Source organism: Vibrio thalassae (genome assembly GCF_900089835.1).
In the GTDB taxonomy this organism is placed as follows: domain Bacteria; phylum Pseudomonadota; class Gammaproteobacteria; order Enterobacterales; family Vibrionaceae; genus Vibrio; species Vibrio thalassae.
This window is the reverse complement of sequence record NZ_OANU01000093.1, coordinates 1-14,799: the sequence shown is the minus strand read 5'-3', so window position 1 is coordinate 14,799 and position 14,799 is coordinate 1. Positions and strand designations below refer to the sequence as shown.

At 43.3% G+C, this 14,799-nt stretch carries 16 protein-coding genes and 1 pseudogene; 13 read left to right on the top strand and 4 right to left on the bottom strand.

The features are described from left to right. The first annotated feature begins 1 nt into the window (after position 1). A complete protein-coding gene (locus tag VTH8203_RS18735; protein WP_096995001.1) occupies positions 2-484 on the top strand; it encodes a YajQ family cyclic di-GMP-binding protein in 483 nt (160 codons plus the stop codon). Between the two features lie 41 nt (positions 485-525). Here VTH8203_RS18735 and VTH8203_RS18730 read toward each other — a convergent pair whose 3' ends face one another. After that, on the bottom strand, positions 526-1,464 hold the full coding sequence (locus tag VTH8203_RS18730) for a siroheme synthase (protein ID WP_096995000.1): 939 nt from the start codon (positions 1,462-1,464) through the stop codon (positions 526-528). A 451-nt stretch (positions 1,465-1,915) separates the two neighbouring features. Here VTH8203_RS18730 and VTH8203_RS18725 point away from each other — a divergent pair, with 451 nt between their 5' ends. From VTH8203_RS18725 to VTH8203_RS18700, 6 genes are all read left to right on the top strand, one after another. Then, positions 1,916-2,944: an amino acid ABC transporter substrate-binding protein gene (locus VTH8203_RS18725; RefSeq protein ID WP_096994999.1), complete on the top strand. Its 1,029-nt coding sequence runs from the start codon at positions 1,916-1,918 to the stop codon at positions 2,942-2,944. Positions 2,945-3,014: 70 nt separating this feature from the next. Further along, on the top strand, positions 3,015-4,217 hold the full coding sequence (locus VTH8203_RS18720; RefSeq protein WP_096994998.1) for an amino acid ABC transporter permease: 1,203 nt from the start codon (positions 3,015-3,017) through the stop codon (positions 4,215-4,217). Between the two features lies 1 nt (position 4,218). Further along, on the top strand, positions 4,219-5,316 hold the full coding sequence (locus VTH8203_RS18715) for an amino acid ABC transporter permease (protein ID WP_096994997.1): 1,098 nt from the start codon (positions 4,219-4,221) through the stop codon (positions 5,314-5,316). Positions 5,317-5,337: 21 nt separating this feature from the next. Next, on the top strand, positions 5,338-6,087 hold the full coding sequence (locus VTH8203_RS18710; RefSeq protein ID WP_096994996.1) for an amino acid ABC transporter ATP-binding protein: 750 nt from the start codon (positions 5,338-5,340) through the stop codon (positions 6,085-6,087). A 215-nt stretch (positions 6,088-6,302) separates the two neighbouring features. Then, positions 6,303-6,965, top strand: a complete 663-nt coding sequence (locus VTH8203_RS18705; RefSeq protein WP_096994995.1) for a Bax inhibitor-1 family protein — start codon at positions 6,303-6,305, stop codon at positions 6,963-6,965. A 145-nt stretch (positions 6,966-7,110) separates the two neighbouring features. Then, on the top strand, positions 7,111-7,440 hold the full coding sequence (locus VTH8203_RS18700) for a TusE/DsrC/DsvC family sulfur relay protein (protein WP_096994994.1): 330 nt from the start codon (positions 7,111-7,113) through the stop codon (positions 7,438-7,440). A gap of 4 nt (positions 7,441-7,444) precedes the next feature. Here VTH8203_RS18700 and yccX read toward each other — a convergent pair whose 3' ends face one another. Further along, a complete protein-coding gene (gene yccX / locus VTH8203_RS18695; protein ID WP_096994993.1) occupies positions 7,445-7,720 on the bottom strand; it encodes an acylphosphatase in 276 nt (91 codons plus the stop codon). A 149-nt stretch (positions 7,721-7,869) separates the two neighbouring features. Between yccX and VTH8203_RS18690 the strand changes: the two genes are divergently transcribed. The 4 genes from VTH8203_RS18690 to VTH8203_RS18675 all read left to right on the top strand — a co-directional run bounded on the left by VTH8203_RS18690 (position 7,870) and on the right by VTH8203_RS18675 (position 11,876). Next, the gene (locus VTH8203_RS18690) at positions 7,870-9,060 is read left to right on the top strand and encodes a class I SAM-dependent methyltransferase (RefSeq protein ID WP_096994992.1); all 1,191 of its coding nucleotides are present in this window, start codon (positions 7,870-7,872) and stop codon (positions 9,058-9,060) included. 378 nt (positions 9,061-9,438) lie between these two features. Beyond that, positions 9,439-10,770, top strand: a complete 1,332-nt coding sequence (locus VTH8203_RS18685; RefSeq protein WP_096994991.1) for a TolC family outer membrane protein — start codon at positions 9,439-9,441, stop codon at positions 10,768-10,770. A 1-nt stretch (position 10,771) separates the two neighbouring features. After that, positions 10,772-11,395, top strand: coding sequence for an OmpA family protein (locus VTH8203_RS18680; protein ID WP_096994990.1), 624 nt, complete (start codon positions 10,772-10,774; stop codon positions 11,393-11,395). A 121-nt stretch (positions 11,396-11,516) separates the two neighbouring features. Beyond that, positions 11,517-11,876, top strand: coding sequence for a DUF2750 domain-containing protein (locus VTH8203_RS18675; RefSeq protein WP_096994989.1), 360 nt, complete (start codon positions 11,517-11,519; stop codon positions 11,874-11,876). 36 nt (positions 11,877-11,912) lie between these two features. Here the strand turns inward: VTH8203_RS18675 and queC are convergent, their stop codons facing one another. After that, entirely contained in the window at positions 11,913-12,599 is a 687-nt protein-coding gene (gene queC, locus VTH8203_RS18670; protein WP_096994988.1) for a 7-cyano-7-deazaguanine synthase QueC, read from the bottom strand. A 17-nt stretch (positions 12,600-12,616) separates the two neighbouring features. Beyond that, positions 12,617-13,297 carry a 7-carboxy-7-deazaguanine synthase QueE gene (gene queE, locus VTH8203_RS18665; protein WP_096994987.1) on the bottom strand — a complete coding sequence of 227 codons (681 nt, stop codon included), beginning with the start codon at positions 13,295-13,297 and terminating at the stop codon, positions 12,617-12,619. Positions 13,298-13,445: 148 nt separating this feature from the next. Between queE and VTH8203_RS18660 the strand changes: the two genes are divergently transcribed. Both VTH8203_RS18660 and VTH8203_RS18655 read left to right on the top strand, forming a co-directional pair. Continuing rightward, entirely contained in the window at positions 13,446-14,249 is an 804-nt protein-coding gene (locus VTH8203_RS18660; RefSeq protein WP_096994986.1) for a Cof-type HAD-IIB family hydrolase, read from the top strand. Between the two features lie 115 nt (positions 14,250-14,364). Then, a pseudogene (locus VTH8203_RS18655) lies at positions 14,365-14,799 on the top strand (IS4-like element ISPpr2 family transposase); the annotation flags it as partial.

The window sequence follows — 14,799 nt, the reverse complement described above, 5'->3', positions numbered from 1 at the left end:
CATGCCGTCATTTGATATCGTTTCAGAAGTCGACAATGTAGAGCTACGTAATGCTGTAGATAATGCAAACCGTGAACTAGCGACGCGTTTTGATTTCCGCAATGTCGAGGCATCGTTCTCTCAAAACGATGAAACCGTAAAGCTTTCATGTGAAGGTGATTTCCAACTTAAGCAAATGCGTGACATTTTGCGTGGTAACCTAACGAAGCGTGGGGTTGACGTCAATGCAATGGAATCGCAAACCGCTGAGCAATCCGGAAAGCAGTGGCATCAAAATGTCGTGTTCAAACAGGGCATCGAGACCAATGTAGCGAAGAAAATCGTTAAACTGGTAAAAGACTCTAAGATTAAAGTTCAGGTTGCGATTCAAGGTGACAAAGTGCGCGTGACAGGTAAGAAACGTGACGACCTGCAAGCGACAATGCAATTGGTTAAAACTGGCGAGCTTGGTCAACCATTCCAATTTAACAACTTCCGCGACTAACGTACATTAGTTAATAAACAAAAAAGGGCGTCAACGCCCTTTTATTTTATCTTCGCCAAAGCGATTTCTTCATCCCCTTCTTTCAAAAGTCGGTGTGAGGAAGATTGTGGGTCGACAAATACCACAATTCGCTCTTTATTCGCTTTTCGCTGTAGGATGTCTTGAGATACCTGCGCGATATCTTGGAAATCTATTCGTTCTGCATCCCTTCTGACTAAATCAACAAACCCAAACGGGCAACGTTTATCAAAAAACACCACTTCAGCTTCCTGCATGATTCTTAGTGCCTTGATAGGCAGCAGTTCAGGGTCAACGCCAAACTCGATCCAAGTACAAGCATCCGAAAAGGTCGAATCACTATTGATTAGCTGTTGGTAAGCCAGTTCCAATTCATGATTATTTTTACACTCTATGACTTTGGGTTCTTTGAAAAAAAGCTCCCAGAACTTGCGTCTTTCGTCCACAGTCGCGAAATGCTGTTTGATATCGTTGCGCTTACTTGCAGCAAAATCCGCTAGTTGAGCCGTATTCATAGGAAGCACTGACTCCAATTTTTCTCGAATTCCTCTAATCAGAACAGGTGAAGCTCCACCACTAGAGATCGCTATTTGCACTCGACCACGGTTGATAATTGATGGCGTAATAAAGTCACAAAATGGTGTATCGTCCACCACATTCACCATAATACCCACTTTTTTAGCATCTTTATGCACTCTATGATTCAATTCTGGGTTGTCTGTTGTTGCCCACACCTGTACAAAATCTCGTCGCATAAGCTCTGCTTCGTAAAAACGCTTCACCCACAAGCATTTTCCTTGTTCGACTAACTCGGCGAGATAAGGCTCTATTTGAGGCGAAACAATCGTCACCCGGGCCCCAGCTCGTGTTAGGGTATCAACTTTTCGGCAAGCGACTTCTCCACCACCGACAACTAAAACAGGCCTATCTAACAAATCCATAAACAGTGGAAAGTAACGCATAAGTTTCCTTTTTTAAACTAAATAGCTATTCATTTTTATTCACTATTGTGGTGCATCTTTGTCACCGAGACGTTGGTCACAAACAATTTTTCACTAAATTTCCAGTGTTTGTTAGTGCAGAATACACAATAAATTCACCAAAACCACTTATTACACCATTTTAACAAAAATACAACAAATCACTCTCTAAAGCGCCCTGTCGGTGCAACGTTGCACTATTTACAAAATCATCACATTTCGTCATTCTAACCAATGTTTAGACGTATGTGGCAACTCAAAATACCTATTTAAATTAATAATTTGAGAAATCACAAATCATTATCTACGCTTTAAGGTGTTGTTACAATCTGCTCCGAATCGGATCAATTCTAATGACTTTTGATGCAACACAATTAGCACATTGTATTCAGGGTGGACCTGATTTACACGGAAATAACGGGAAGGATACACAATGGCAAAGAAACTCACTCTCATAGCTTCTCTAGTAGCGGCGACTGCTGCAATGATGAGCACATCGGCATCTGCTGCCGATAATACCCTCGATAAAGTTACAAAAGCTGGTGTCTTAACCTGTGGTGTGAGTACCGGTCTCCCGGGCTTCTCTAACCCCAACTCGAAAGGTGAGTGGGAAGGTATTGACGTCGAATACTGCCAGGCGCTAGCTGCTGCTGTGCTGGGCGATAAATCAAAAGTCAAGTACGTCCCACTGACTGCTAAAGAGCGATTCACTGCGCTTCAATCTGGTGAAATCGATGTCCTTTCACGAAACACAACTTGGACACTGCACCGAGATACAGGATTGGGACTGAATTTCGTTGGCGTAAACTACTATGACGGTCAAGGCTTTATGGTTAAGAAAGACCTTCGTCTTTCCAGCGCCAAAGAGCTAGATGGCGCGTCGGTTTGTGTTCAGTCGGGTACGACTACGGAGCTAAACCTTGCAGACTACTTCCGCAACAACGATATGGAATACAAGCCTGTAGTATTTGATACTTCTGCTCAAACCTCCAAAGGTTTTGACTCTGGGCGTTGCGACGTACTTACGACAGATCAGTCTGGCTTATATGCTCTCCGACTCAATTTGAAAGATCCTAGCTCAGCTGTCGTTCTCCCTGAAATTATCTCCAAGGAACCACTTGGTCCAGTTGTCCGACAAGGTGATGACCAGTGGTTTAATATTGCCAAGTGGACACTTGCGACGATGATAAACGGAGAAGAGTATGGCATTAGCTCTCAGAACGCAGACGAAATGGCCAAATCTTCTGATCCAAACATCAAACGCATACTTGGGATCGATGGGCCTAAGGGTAAAGGGTTAGGTATCCGTGATGACTTTGGGTATCAAATCCTCAAGCAAGTTGGTAACTACGGCGAGAGCTTTGAGCGCACAGTAGGTAAAGATTCTGCACTTCAAATTTCTCGTGGTGTCAATGCACTCTGGAATGATGGTGGCATCATGTATGCGCCGCCGATTCGTTAGAGCAATTTTTAGATGAATCTTAGGGCGGTTAATCCGCCCTTTTGTAAAACGGATTTAAGGTTACTGATGTATGAAACCTATCGCTTCTAAAAACGCAGTGCAGGAGAAACCTGCAAAAAGTCAAAATATACTTTACAACCCCACTTTCCGCTCAATTGTTTTTCAGGTTATCGCTATTCTGGCACTGGTACTGTTCTTCTATACTATTACCAGCAACGCCTTACATAATCTCGCTGCAAGAGGTATCGCGACCGGTTTTGACTTCTTGAGTCAAGAAGCAGGTTTTGGTATTGGTTTGAGCCTCATAGACTACGATGAGACCCATTCTTATGGTCGAACCTTTTTTGTGGGTCTCTTAAATACTGGTCTCGTTGCTGTTCTCGGTATTTTCTTTGCCACTATCCTGGGCTTTGTCATCGGTATAGCAAGACTCTCATCGAATTGGGTAGTGAGTCGGTTTGCTGCCGTATATATCGAGATTTTTCGAAACACACCACTGCTGTTACAGATTTTTTTCTGGTATTTTGCGGTACTACAGGCACTCCCATCTGCTCGCGACAGCATGAGTCTTGGTGAAGCCATTTTCTTAAACGTTCGTGGTCTCTATTTACCGTCACCAGTATTTGAAAACGGAAGCGGTGTTGTAATTGGGGCCTTCATACTGGGACTTGTAGCAACGGGAATTATTAATACTTGGGCCAATAACAAACAGAGATTAACGGGTCAACAAACGCCGATGTTCCGAATAGGTTTTGGCTTAATTATTGTATTACCTGTCGTTGTGTATTTTGTTATGGGCATGCCTATTACAGCACAATATCCTGTACTCAAAGGCTTCAATTTTAAGGGTGGTATCAGTATCATCCCTGAACTCGCTGCTTTGACATTGGCTTTGAGTATCTATACAGCATCCTTTATCGCTGAAATTGTTCGTTCAGGTATTAATGCTGTTAATCACGGTCAAACTGAAGCCGCCATGTCATTAGGATTAACTCGATCTCGTACATTAAAACTGGTCGTTATTCCCCAGGCAATGAGGATTATCATCCCCCCGCTAACTAGCCAATACCTAAACCTGACAAAAAACTCGTCTTTGGCGATGGCGATAGGCTACCCAGATTTAGTGTCTGTTTTCGCTGGTACCACGTTAAACCAAGTTGGACAATCTATTGAAATCATCGCAATGACGATGGCCGTTTACCTCACCTTGAGTTTGGTTACGTCCGCATTGATGAATTTGTACAACAAAAAAGTTGCATTGGTGGAGAGGTAATATGTCACAGCATCAATTTCAACCAGATCTTCCTCCACCGCCTAATACTGTGGGCGTGATTGGTTGGCTAAGAAAAAACCTTTTTAATGGGCCTGTTAACTCTCTGCTGACGATTATTTTAGGCTATTTTGCCCTTTCTTTACTTTGGTATGTGTTCGACTGGGCTATTCTCAAAGCAGATTGGGTTGGTACGACCCGAGACGCCTGTTCAAGAGAGGGGGCATGCTGGGTATTTATCAGCGTTCGTTGGGACCAGTTCATGTACGGCTTCTACCCCCAGGCTGAATTATGGCGACCTCGCCTCTTCTACGCAACTCTGGCTATTTTCGTTGCTCTGCTTGCTTACGAACGGACACCTAAGCGTCTGTGGATTTGGCTGTTCTTCGTGAACATCTATCCTTTCTTCGCTGCTGGTCTGCTCTATGGTGGTGTATTCGGGCTTGAAGTTGTCGAGACTCACAAATGGGGCGGTCTGCTTGTTACCCTAATTATTGCGCTTGTCGGTATTATTGTCTCACTACCCATTGGTGTGGTATTAGCATTAGGACGACGCTCAGAGATGCCGATTATACGTAGCATCTGCACTGTGTACATAGAGATATGGCGTGGTGTTCCACTGATTACTGTGTTGTTTATGGCATCAGTAATGCTGCCCTTATTTTTCTCAGAAGGTGTCGAAACTGACAAGCTCGTTAGAGCATTAATTGGCGTTGTGTTATTTAGTGCTGCCTACATGGCTGAAGTGGTCCGCGGTGGTCTACAGGCTATTCCCAAGGGGCAATATGAAGCTGCTGATGCTTTGGGGCTTACTTATTGGAAGAAGATGGGGCTTATCGTGCTGCCGCAAGCGCTCAAAATCACTATTCCATCAATCGTAAACACGTTTATTGGGTTATTTAAAGATACTAGCCTTGTCCTTATCATTGGTATGTTTGATGTATTGGGCGTAGGTCAGTCAGCAACCACTGATCCAGAATGGCTTGGTTTTGCTACGGAAAGTTATGTATTTGTCGCGTTAGTGTTCTGGGTGTTCTGTTTTGGCATGTCGAGATACTCGATCTGGCTAGAGAACAAACTGCATACCGGTCACAAACGATAAACGGAAATTCGAGGACGTATTATGACGCAACATGAAGATTACATGATCCAGCTAAAGGACATGAACAAGTGGTACGGCGAGTTCCACGTACTAAAAAATATCAACCTAGATGTTAAGAAAGGTGAAAAAATCGTTATTTGTGGCCCTTCTGGCTCAGGGAAATCGACGATGATTCGTTGTATCAACCGATTAGAAGAGCACCAAGCGGGGCACATTTTTGTCTCTGGTAACGAATTAACTGAAGATCTGAAAAACATTGAGGCGGTACGACGTGAAGTGGGCATGTGCTTCCAGCACTTTAACTTGTTCCCTCACCTAACGGTGTTAGAAAATTGTACACTCGCGCCTATTTGGGTAAAAAAGATGCCAAAAGAAGAAGCAGAAGCCATTGCGATGAAGTTTCTTGAGCGCGTTAAAATCCCAGATCAAGCCGATAAGTATCCAGGCCAGCTTTCAGGAGGTCAACAGCAGCGTGTAGCAATTGCTCGTTCGCTGTGTATGAACCCACAAGTTATGTTGTTTGATGAGCCCACCTCAGCACTTGACCCAGAAATGGTAAGAGAAGTGCTGGATGTAATGGTAGAACTTGCCGAAGAAGGTATGACCATGCTGTGCGTAACGCACGAAATGGGGTTTGCAAAAGAAGTCGCTGACCGAGTGATCTTTATGGATGCAGGCGAGATAATAGAAGAGAACAACCCCGTTGATTTCTTTGAAAATCCTCAATCCGACCGAACTCAGAACTTCCTGAGTCAGATTCTACATCATTGATAACAATGAAGGAAAAATGGCGGCTTTTTAGCCGCCATTTTTACATTGTTTCGCTCTTTTTGACGTAGAAATATCGTGTTACAACTTACTACACACTTAACCAATCATTTTTATTATGATTTTGTTCAATGACTTGTGTTTGTGGACTTGATTTTTCGAACAAACGGCTCCATAAATAGTCATATAAATAAAGTCAATCATCTACGAGGAAGATTATGAACGATCCTATGGTATCTCGCAGTTCATCTCAAGCGAGTGTACTGCAAACTAACAAAGTATTGCGAAATACTTACGCGCTGCTCTCTATGACGCTGCTTTGGTCTGCGATCGTTGCAGCATTTTCTATGGCTATGAACTTACCTCGCCCAGGCATCATCATCATGCTTGTTGGCTTCTACGGTCTGCTTTTCCTAACTGAAAAGAACCGTAATAACAGCATGGGTTTGGTATTTACTTTCCTATTCACTGGTTTCCTAGGTTACACCATTGGCCCAATCCTTAACGCTTACGTTGGCGCGGGTATGGGTGATGTGATTGTCACAGCTCTAGGTGGTACTGCTCTTGCATTCCTAGCTGCATCAGCTTACGCACTAACCACAAAGCGTGACTTATCGTTCCTAAACGGTATGCTACTTGCTGGTTTTGTTGTGTTGTTGGTAGGTATGGTTGCAAACATTTTCCTACAAATGCCAATGCTATACCTAGCGATGAGCGGCATGTTCATCCTGTTCTCTACAGGTGTTATTTTGCTTACCACTCAACAGATTGTTCGCGGCGGTGAGACAAACTACATCTCTGCAACAGTGAGCCTGTATGTTTCTATCTACAACATCTTCATCAGCCTACTATCAATTCTAGGCATTATGAACGACGACTAATCGAGTCGTAAGATGTTAAAGAGGCCCAAGACGTGTTCTTGGGCTTTTTTGTATACAAATGCTGATTAAACCTCCCCACCGCTCTTGAAAAAAAGCGTGTAACTAGGCTAACCTTGCCACGTGTTTCAATTACAAGATCAAAAGCATGTTTGAATTTAACGGTAAAACCATCGAAACCGACACCGAAGGCTATCTAATCAATCATCAAGATTGGGAACCAGCGATGATCGACACTTTAGCGCAACAAGAAGGCATTGAGCTGACCGAAGCGCATCTAGAGGTTGTCATGTTTGTGCGAGATTTCTATCTGGAATTTAATACTTCTCCCGCAGTACGTATGTTGGTAAAAGCGATGGAAAAGGCGCATGGTCCCGAAAAAGGAAACAGTAAATATCTTTTTAAGCTGTTTAAAAAAGGCCCAGCAAAGCAAGCCACCAAACTTGCTGGCTTACCTAAACCAGCTAAATGCTTATAACGAGTTAGCGTATTTCAAAACCGCTGTACATTGTATTTTGCTCGCAAGGCTCTTCGGTTACCGAATCAACCGTTGCGGTCCTTGGACCTTGCGTCAACCACTCACATAGCGCTTCCACTCTGCCTTTGTCACCACATGCCACTACCTCTACCGAACCGTCATACAAGTTTTTGGCGTAGCCGGTCAGCCCCAACTTTAATCCTTCATGACAGGTGTGGTATCGAAACCCGACGCCTTGAACCATCCCTTTAACAATCACCTTCTGACAAATTTGAGTCATGTTTTCTCTCCTGCATCAACCGCATGCTAAGCTGATTTTAGTTCATCTACACGATTCTTGGTCAGGTTAGCGGAACTCTATTTGCATTTGTTTGAATCTTCACACAAAATAACCAACCTTTTCTTAGTATCAACTCCGTAAGGCATTCCATGGCTCCAGCTATACATCTTGTAAAAGGTCGCGACAAGTCACTACGACGCAAACATCCTTGGATTTTCTCTAGAGGTATTTCTCACGTCGATGGTCAACCGTCGCTCGGTGAAACGGTCGATGTGTTCGCTAGCAATGGCGAATGGTTAGCGAAGGCTGCATACTCGCCTAATTCTCAGATTCGAGCTCGCGTTTGGAGCTTTGAAAAGCAAGAGATTGACGCCAACTTTTTCATCAGTCGTATCAACCAAGCGCAATTACTCAGAGAAGATATCATTGAACGAGATGGGTTAACCGGCTATCGATTAATTGCAGCTGAATCAGACGGTTTACCAGGCATTACTATCGACCGTTATGATAATTTCCTGGTGTGTCAATTACTAAGTGCTGGCGCAGAGTACCAAAAAGACACTCTAGTACAAGCACTTAAGCACTGTTTCCCGAAATGTTCCATTTACGAACGCTCGGACGTATCTGTGCGTAAAAAAGAAGGATTAAAAGAGCGCACCGGGGTGCTGTATGGAGAAACACCGTCAGAGCCAGTTGTTATTGAAGAGAATGGCGTAAAAATTAGCGTTGACATAATTAATGGCCACAAAACGGGTTTCTATTTAGACCAGCGCGATAGCCGTTACCAGGCACAGAAGTACGTAAAGGATAAAGAGGTGCTCAACTGCTTCAGTTATACGGGAGGCTTTGGACTTTATGCATTAAAAGGTGGCGCTAAGCGCGTTATTAACGCTGATGTTTCTCAACTTGCACTTGATACCGCCAAACACAACGCTGCGCTCAATGGTTTTACCGATAAGAAAAAAGCCGTCTTCCTAAACGCAGATGTCTTTAAGCTGCTACGTGAATACCGTGATCAAGGCACTAAATTTGATGTCGTTATTATGGATCCACCAAAATTTGCTGAATCGAAAGCTCAGCTAAATGGTGCGTGCCGCGGTTACAAAGATATTAATATGTTAGCCATACAAATTTTGAAGCCTGGTGGAACACTATTAACCTACTCTTGCTCTGGGTTAATGGATGGCGCGTTATTCCAAAAAATCATCGCAGATGCTGCTTTGGATGCAAACCGCTCTGTGAAATTTGTAGAGCGATTTGAACAAGCCGCCGACCACCCGACAGATACCGCCTACCCTGAAGGCTTTTATTTAAAAGGGTTCGCTTGTAAGGTTATTTAGACACACATCACATTAGTGATCAAAACTCTACAAACATTTCTAAGCCATTCTTTTTTTGGAAAGAATGGCTTTTTTGATTGTGCTGTCTCAAAAATAAGACATTTTTCATTTATCTCATTGAATTAACGAATTTCTCTACTATTTTCAATAGCATGTGGCAATGTATAACAAACCCAACATTAAGCCAGTAGCTATCTTGATTTAGGTACATGGTGTGTTCGAGTTAAGTTGAAACAACTAAGTTGTGAGCTTTGGTAATTCTAAAACGCACAGACGAAGTTCATCACTTGTCTCGAATGAATAGTAGTGAGTAAAAGTGATGAATTTGCAAGCTCAACATCAAAAACCAGCAACTCGTCTAGCCAAGGATTCAGGAGAATGACATTGAACAGGTTCACTCTGACCGCAGCCGCTTGTTTTGTAGCCCTTAGCCTTCCGGTTAGCAGTCAAACATTAGAACAAGCCGTAGCAACTACACTTGCGACCAACCCAGATATCAAAGCGGCCTATAACGAATACGTCAGTAAACGCTATGACGCTGAGGCCTCCGTGGGTGCGTATCGTCCTAAAATAGATTTAGATGGTGGTATTGGTTACGAAAGAACCAACATTGACAGAGATAAAGATCCCCAGCTAAATAATCGGGATGCTAGTCTAACCAAAAAAGAAATTAGCATTACTTTGACTCAGTTACTCTGGGATGGTAATGAGACATTGAACGATATGGATCGTACTGCAGCAGAAGCAGAGTCCGTAAGATATCAACTACTCGCTGACGCCTCTGACATTGCCTTAGAAGTTGCTCAAATCTACCTTGACGCCACCAAAGCATACGAAATTCTTGCTTTATCTGAAGCGAACCTCGAAGTTCACAAAAAGATCTATAAAGACATCAAAAAGCGGGTAGATTCTGGTATCGGCTCAACCGCAGACCTTTCTCAAGTCGAAGCACGTATCGCAAAAGCGCATGGCAACTTGCTTGCCGCGCAGAATAACCTTTTCGACACCCATACACAGTTTAAACGCTTAGTCGGTCAAGCGCCTTTAGGACTCAAATATCCGCGAGCGGATGAGGTCGCAATTCCACCAACCGTTGATGACGCACTAAAACTGGCAATGGAACATCACCCAGTCATCAAAGTATCCCAAGTAGATGTTGACTCTGCTCGTTTCCAGTACCAACAAACTAAAGGCGTCAACTACCCTACTTTCTATATCGATGCTGGCCACAATTGGCGTGATGATGCGGGTGGTAATATTGGGACTGATAACGAGACTCGTGCCATGCTACGCATGCGCTACAACCTGTATAACGGTGGTTCAGATTCAGATCGCACAGAAGCTGCTGCCTATCAGTTGAACAAAGCCAAAGACTTCCGTGACAGAACCTATCGTATGGTAGAAGAAGGGTTAAAACTGTCTTGGACTGGCTTAGAATTCACTATTCAACAACGGGAATTTTTAGCCGATCACGTCGACTCCGCCTCTGATACGGTTGTCGCCTACCAAAAACAATACCGCATTGGCAAACGTACTCTTCTTGATGTTTTAAATACTGAAAATGAACTGTTCGAAGCACGTAAAGGTTATTTAGATGCCAAATACGCTGAACAATTTGCTCGATATCGAGTAATGAACGCCACAGGTGATCTCATTGCTGCTTTACGTATAGATACACCTAAAGAGTGGAATGAGAAGGTGGAGTACTAATATGAAACTTCAAACTAAACTACTGATTTGTAGCCTTGTTTCTCTGCCTTCTATTGCTTTAGAAACGGTGTCAGAGAGTGACAAGTATGACTATATCCCAACGCCACTTGCCGTTCAAAAGGCAGACTTGATCGACGACGATGGCGACGGCGTCATTAATGCACGTGATTTGTGTATCGCAACCCCTGAAGGTGCAGCGCTAGATAACGACGGTTGCGAGCAATATGTTGATGTGTCGAACACCATGGCATTGCGAATTTTGTTTGACAACGCCTCCTCTTATATCAAGCCTGTATTTCAAACACAAATGAGTCAAATGGCTGACTTTCTGAAGGAATATCCAGACACCAAAATTGAAATTCAAGGTTACGCGAGTGCCGTCGGCAATCCAGAAAAGAACTTAGTCCTTTCAAAAAACCGTGCAGAAGTCGTTCGCGAAACGATTATTGGTCACGGTATTGCGCCTGAGCGCCTCACTATCGTTGGCTATGGTGATACACGACCAGAAGAGATTGGTGATACCGAGTTTGCTCATGCCATGAACCGAAAAGTGGTGGCGTCTGTGGTTGGCTATAAAGGCGAAGTTGAAAAAGAATGGACCATCTTTACCACGATCGGCAAATAGTTCATTCTTCGTTCATATAAGCTAAGAGCGTTTGATATAAGCGCTCTTTTTATTTTATTTCATTTAGATATTCAGCATCTCATGCTAACCTTGAAACAATTCTTACTAAGAGTACAAAGTCATGAGTAAATTAACCTCCGATATCGAGCAAAACCTTAATCTATTTATCGAAGAAACCACCAAAAACCAACTTGTTTGGGGTTTACGTAATGAGGATGGTTGGCTAGCGTGTGATTCTACTGAGTTCGAAAACTCAGAGGTTATGCCGTTTTGGTCGTCTGAGGAAGACGCAAGAACACACAACGTCGAAGAGTGGGCAGATTTTGAAGTTCTACATATCCCACTTGATATCTTTGTGGAAGATTGGCTACTTACGCTCGATGAAGATGGTGTGCTGATAGGTACCAACTGGAACAGCCAGCTAGACGGTAAAGAAATGGAACCATCAGCTATCGCTAAGTTGTACTTAAACGCGAAATAAACACAAAAAAATAGAGGCTTAATAGCCTCTATTTTTCTATTCTGACTTCTCGTTTAGTGAACGCATCACGTCAGACTTATTCTCTAAATAATGATTCAGTCCATTCGCGCGAAGATCACAAGAAGGACAATCCCCACATCCATCTCCAATAATTCCGTTATAACAGGTTAACGTCTCTTCTCGAATTAGCTGTAACGCATCAAACTTGTCAGCCAGCGCCCACGTCTCAGCCTTGTCTAACCACATAAGAGGAGTGACGATCTCAAACTCTCTGTCCATACCTTGGGTTAGAGCGCTGTTCATCGCTTTGATGAAGTCGTTTCGACAGTCCGGGTAGCCAGAGAAGTCGGTTTCGCATACGCCGGTAATGACCGCTGTCGCTCCGATTTGATAGGCGTAAATACCCGCCAATGTCAAAAATAGGATATTGCGCCCTGGCACAAACGAATTTGGCAGACCATTTTCTTGAAGCTCATGCGAGACTGGAATATCGTCACGTGTTAGTGAGCTGATCGCCAACTCGTTAAGCAAACTCACATCCATGACTTTGTGCGCTTTCACATTAAGCTTCTTTGCTAATGCTTCTGCTACTTCAATCTCTAGTTTATGACGTTGACCATAATCGAACGTAATTGCGTGTACTTCGTCGTACTGCTTAAGTGCTTGAACCAAGCAAGTTGTTGAATCTTGTCCACCGCTAAAAACGACCACTGCCTTTTTCATCAATATCTCCTCGCCTTTTAAGCAATACTTAAATATTTATGTGTTTGAACTGACAAACGCCAGTTTCTCTGAATACACGTTTCAATACACAACTCGGTTGCACGCGGCTTTTGACTGATTGGTTGAAGCGCAATAACCACATCACCCTTTAGCTTTACCCCTTGTAAAAGTTCATCTAACTGATCAACATTCTTTTGCGTTGCAACTGGATGCTTGATTTCATCCGCACGTTCTAACGATGAAGGGAGTACCGGTAGTTTGCCTTTCATGGCCACTTTGGGTGACACTGTCACCCAGGTTGCTGGTGTTACTCTTATTTCTGAGGTCCCACTGGTCTCGATTTGGCAACGACATCCAATAGCTTCGAACGCATCGCACAGAGCGGTTAAATCATACTCGCAAGGCTCGCCGCCAGTAATCACAATGTGCTTTGCATTAAACTGCTGCGATTGATACATAGCCACAATTTCTGCGGCATCGACGTCGCTCCATGTTGGGCTATCACCCTGCTTTGCGATGATTTCTCCAAAAGAACGCTGATCCTCGTTCTTTGCTTCCCAAGTCTGTTTGGTATCACACCACGAACAGCCTACGTTGCAAATTTGAAGTCTGATAAATACCGCCGGAACGCCGGTAAATACGCCCTCTCCTTGAATGGTTTCAAACATCTCGTTGATTCTAAATCGAGTATTGCTCATCAAATCATGCCAATTATATAAGATGAGCAGACCTTAAAGGATGCGACTAAGAAATTCAATACAAACTGTCATACTAAATCTCTGGTAGTGCAACGCGCTTTTTCATATCCTAGAGACGTTTGATTTATTTCTTTTTTAGGTAAGTAACGTGTATAAACTCATTGCCATCGATATGGATGGAACCCTACTAACGTCCGATAAAAAAATCTCCCCACGCACTAAACAAGCTATCCAATCTGCAAAGCAACAAGGCGTCCAAGTGGTACTTGCGTCTGGTCGCCCACTCAATGGTATGTTAGATGCGATTAATGAGCTTGGCTTGAACGGTGAGGACGATTTCGTCATCCACTTTAACGGGACTTTTGTACAGAAAGTGGCATCAGGTGAAATACTTCACCAAAAAATTATGGATGGTCGTCGTGCTAAAGAAGTGGCCAGCCTAGCGAAACAACTCGGTTTACATTGCCACGCTTTTAGTCGTGAATTGGGATTGATTGCAACAGAAGCCAACCCTTACACCAATCATGAAGCTGAAATAAATAAGCTGGATATCACCATCTATGATTTTGATAAGCTCGAAGACGACCATGAAATCATTAAGGCAATGATCGTCGGTGAACCTGCCCTGCTTACTGAAGGTATCGGCAACATTCCAGCGCACTATCATAACGATTACACCATCGTGCAAAGCGCCCCATTCTTCCTTGAGTTTTTGAATCCTTTAAGCAACAAAGGTGAAGGCGTCAAAGTGATTGCCGATCACTTAAATATCCCATACGAACAAACTATGTGTTTTGGTGATGCAGAAAATGACCATCATATGATTGAATTCGCAGGTAAAGGGGTGGCAATGGCCAACGCAATGCCTGAAACCAAATCTATCGCTGATTACATTACCGACAGCAACGATGACGATGGTGTCGCTAAAGCTATTGAAAAATTTGTTCTGTAGTTCTTTATATTTTAAATTCTGACGAATCCCCACGAAATATTGGTCTTAACTGAGTAAGGGATCGACCTTTGGGCAAATATGTGATCAAATCATTGCAAAAAATGAGATTATCACAATGACTGTACTTCGAACCCTTAAAGAAGATATTGCAACAGCTTACCCTGATATTCACTCCGTCAGGCTTAGTACCGTTTTTACTTTTGTTGAATCTGGAATGCGTGACCAACGAGTGACTGTCACATACCTTGGTCGTGGTCTTAAAAATAGTTCTGATACAGATAAGAAGCACGATATAAAGCGAGCTGACAGGTTAATTGGGAACCCTTATTTGCATAGTGATCGGCTCTATTTTTATGAGTTCATGACTGAACATTTGGTTGGCCATAACCCTCACCCTCTTGTCATTGTCGATTGGTCTCCTATCAATGGTCAGGAAATGTTTCAAGTACTTAGGGCTAGTATCCCTATGGGTGGAAGAGCCTTAACGCTATATGAAAAAGTGTATCCAGAGTCTGAATTAAACTCAGAAAAGGCCCACATTGACTTGCTG

Coding starts and splice junctions, on each gene's coding strand:
- yccX (WP_096994993.1), bottom strand. CDS start 7,720: ATGACTCAAATTTGTCAGAAGGTGATTGTTAAAGGGATGGTTCAAGGC.
- VTH8203_RS18690 (WP_096994992.1), top strand. CDS start 7,870: ATGGCTCCAGCTATACATCTTGTAAAAGGTCGCGACAAGTCACTACGA.
- VTH8203_RS18720 (WP_096994998.1), top strand. CDS start 3,015: ATGAAACCTATCGCTTCTAAAAACGCAGTGCAGGAGAAACCTGCAAAA.
- VTH8203_RS18735 (WP_096995001.1), top strand. CDS start 2: ATGCCGTCATTTGATATCGTTTCAGAAGTCGACAATGTAGAGCTACGT.
- VTH8203_RS18715 (WP_096994997.1), top strand. CDS start 4,219: ATGTCACAGCATCAATTTCAACCAGATCTTCCTCCACCGCCTAATACT.
- VTH8203_RS18710 (WP_096994996.1), top strand. CDS start 5,338: ATGACGCAACATGAAGATTACATGATCCAGCTAAAGGACATGAACAAG.
- VTH8203_RS18680 (WP_096994990.1), top strand. CDS start 10,772: ATGAAACTTCAAACTAAACTACTGATTTGTAGCCTTGTTTCTCTGCCT.
- VTH8203_RS18700 (WP_096994994.1), top strand. CDS start 7,111: ATGTTTGAATTTAACGGTAAAACCATCGAAACCGACACCGAAGGCTAT.
- VTH8203_RS18730 (WP_096995000.1), bottom strand. CDS start 1,464: ATGCGTTACTTTCCACTGTTTATGGATTTGTTAGATAGGCCTGTTTTA.
- queC (WP_096994988.1), bottom strand. CDS start 12,599: ATGAAAAAGGCAGTGGTCGTTTTTAGCGGTGGACAAGATTCAACAACT.
- VTH8203_RS18725 (WP_096994999.1), top strand. CDS start 1,916: ATGGCAAAGAAACTCACTCTCATAGCTTCTCTAGTAGCGGCGACTGCT.
- queE (WP_096994987.1), bottom strand. CDS start 13,297: ATGAGCAATACTCGATTTAGAATCAACGAGATGTTTGAAACCATTCAA.
- VTH8203_RS18705 (WP_096994995.1), top strand. CDS start 6,303: ATGAACGATCCTATGGTATCTCGCAGTTCATCTCAAGCGAGTGTACTG.
- VTH8203_RS18685 (WP_096994991.1), top strand. CDS start 9,439: ATGACATTGAACAGGTTCACTCTGACCGCAGCCGCTTGTTTTGTAGCC.
- VTH8203_RS18675 (WP_096994989.1), top strand. CDS start 11,517: ATGAGTAAATTAACCTCCGATATCGAGCAAAACCTTAATCTATTTATC.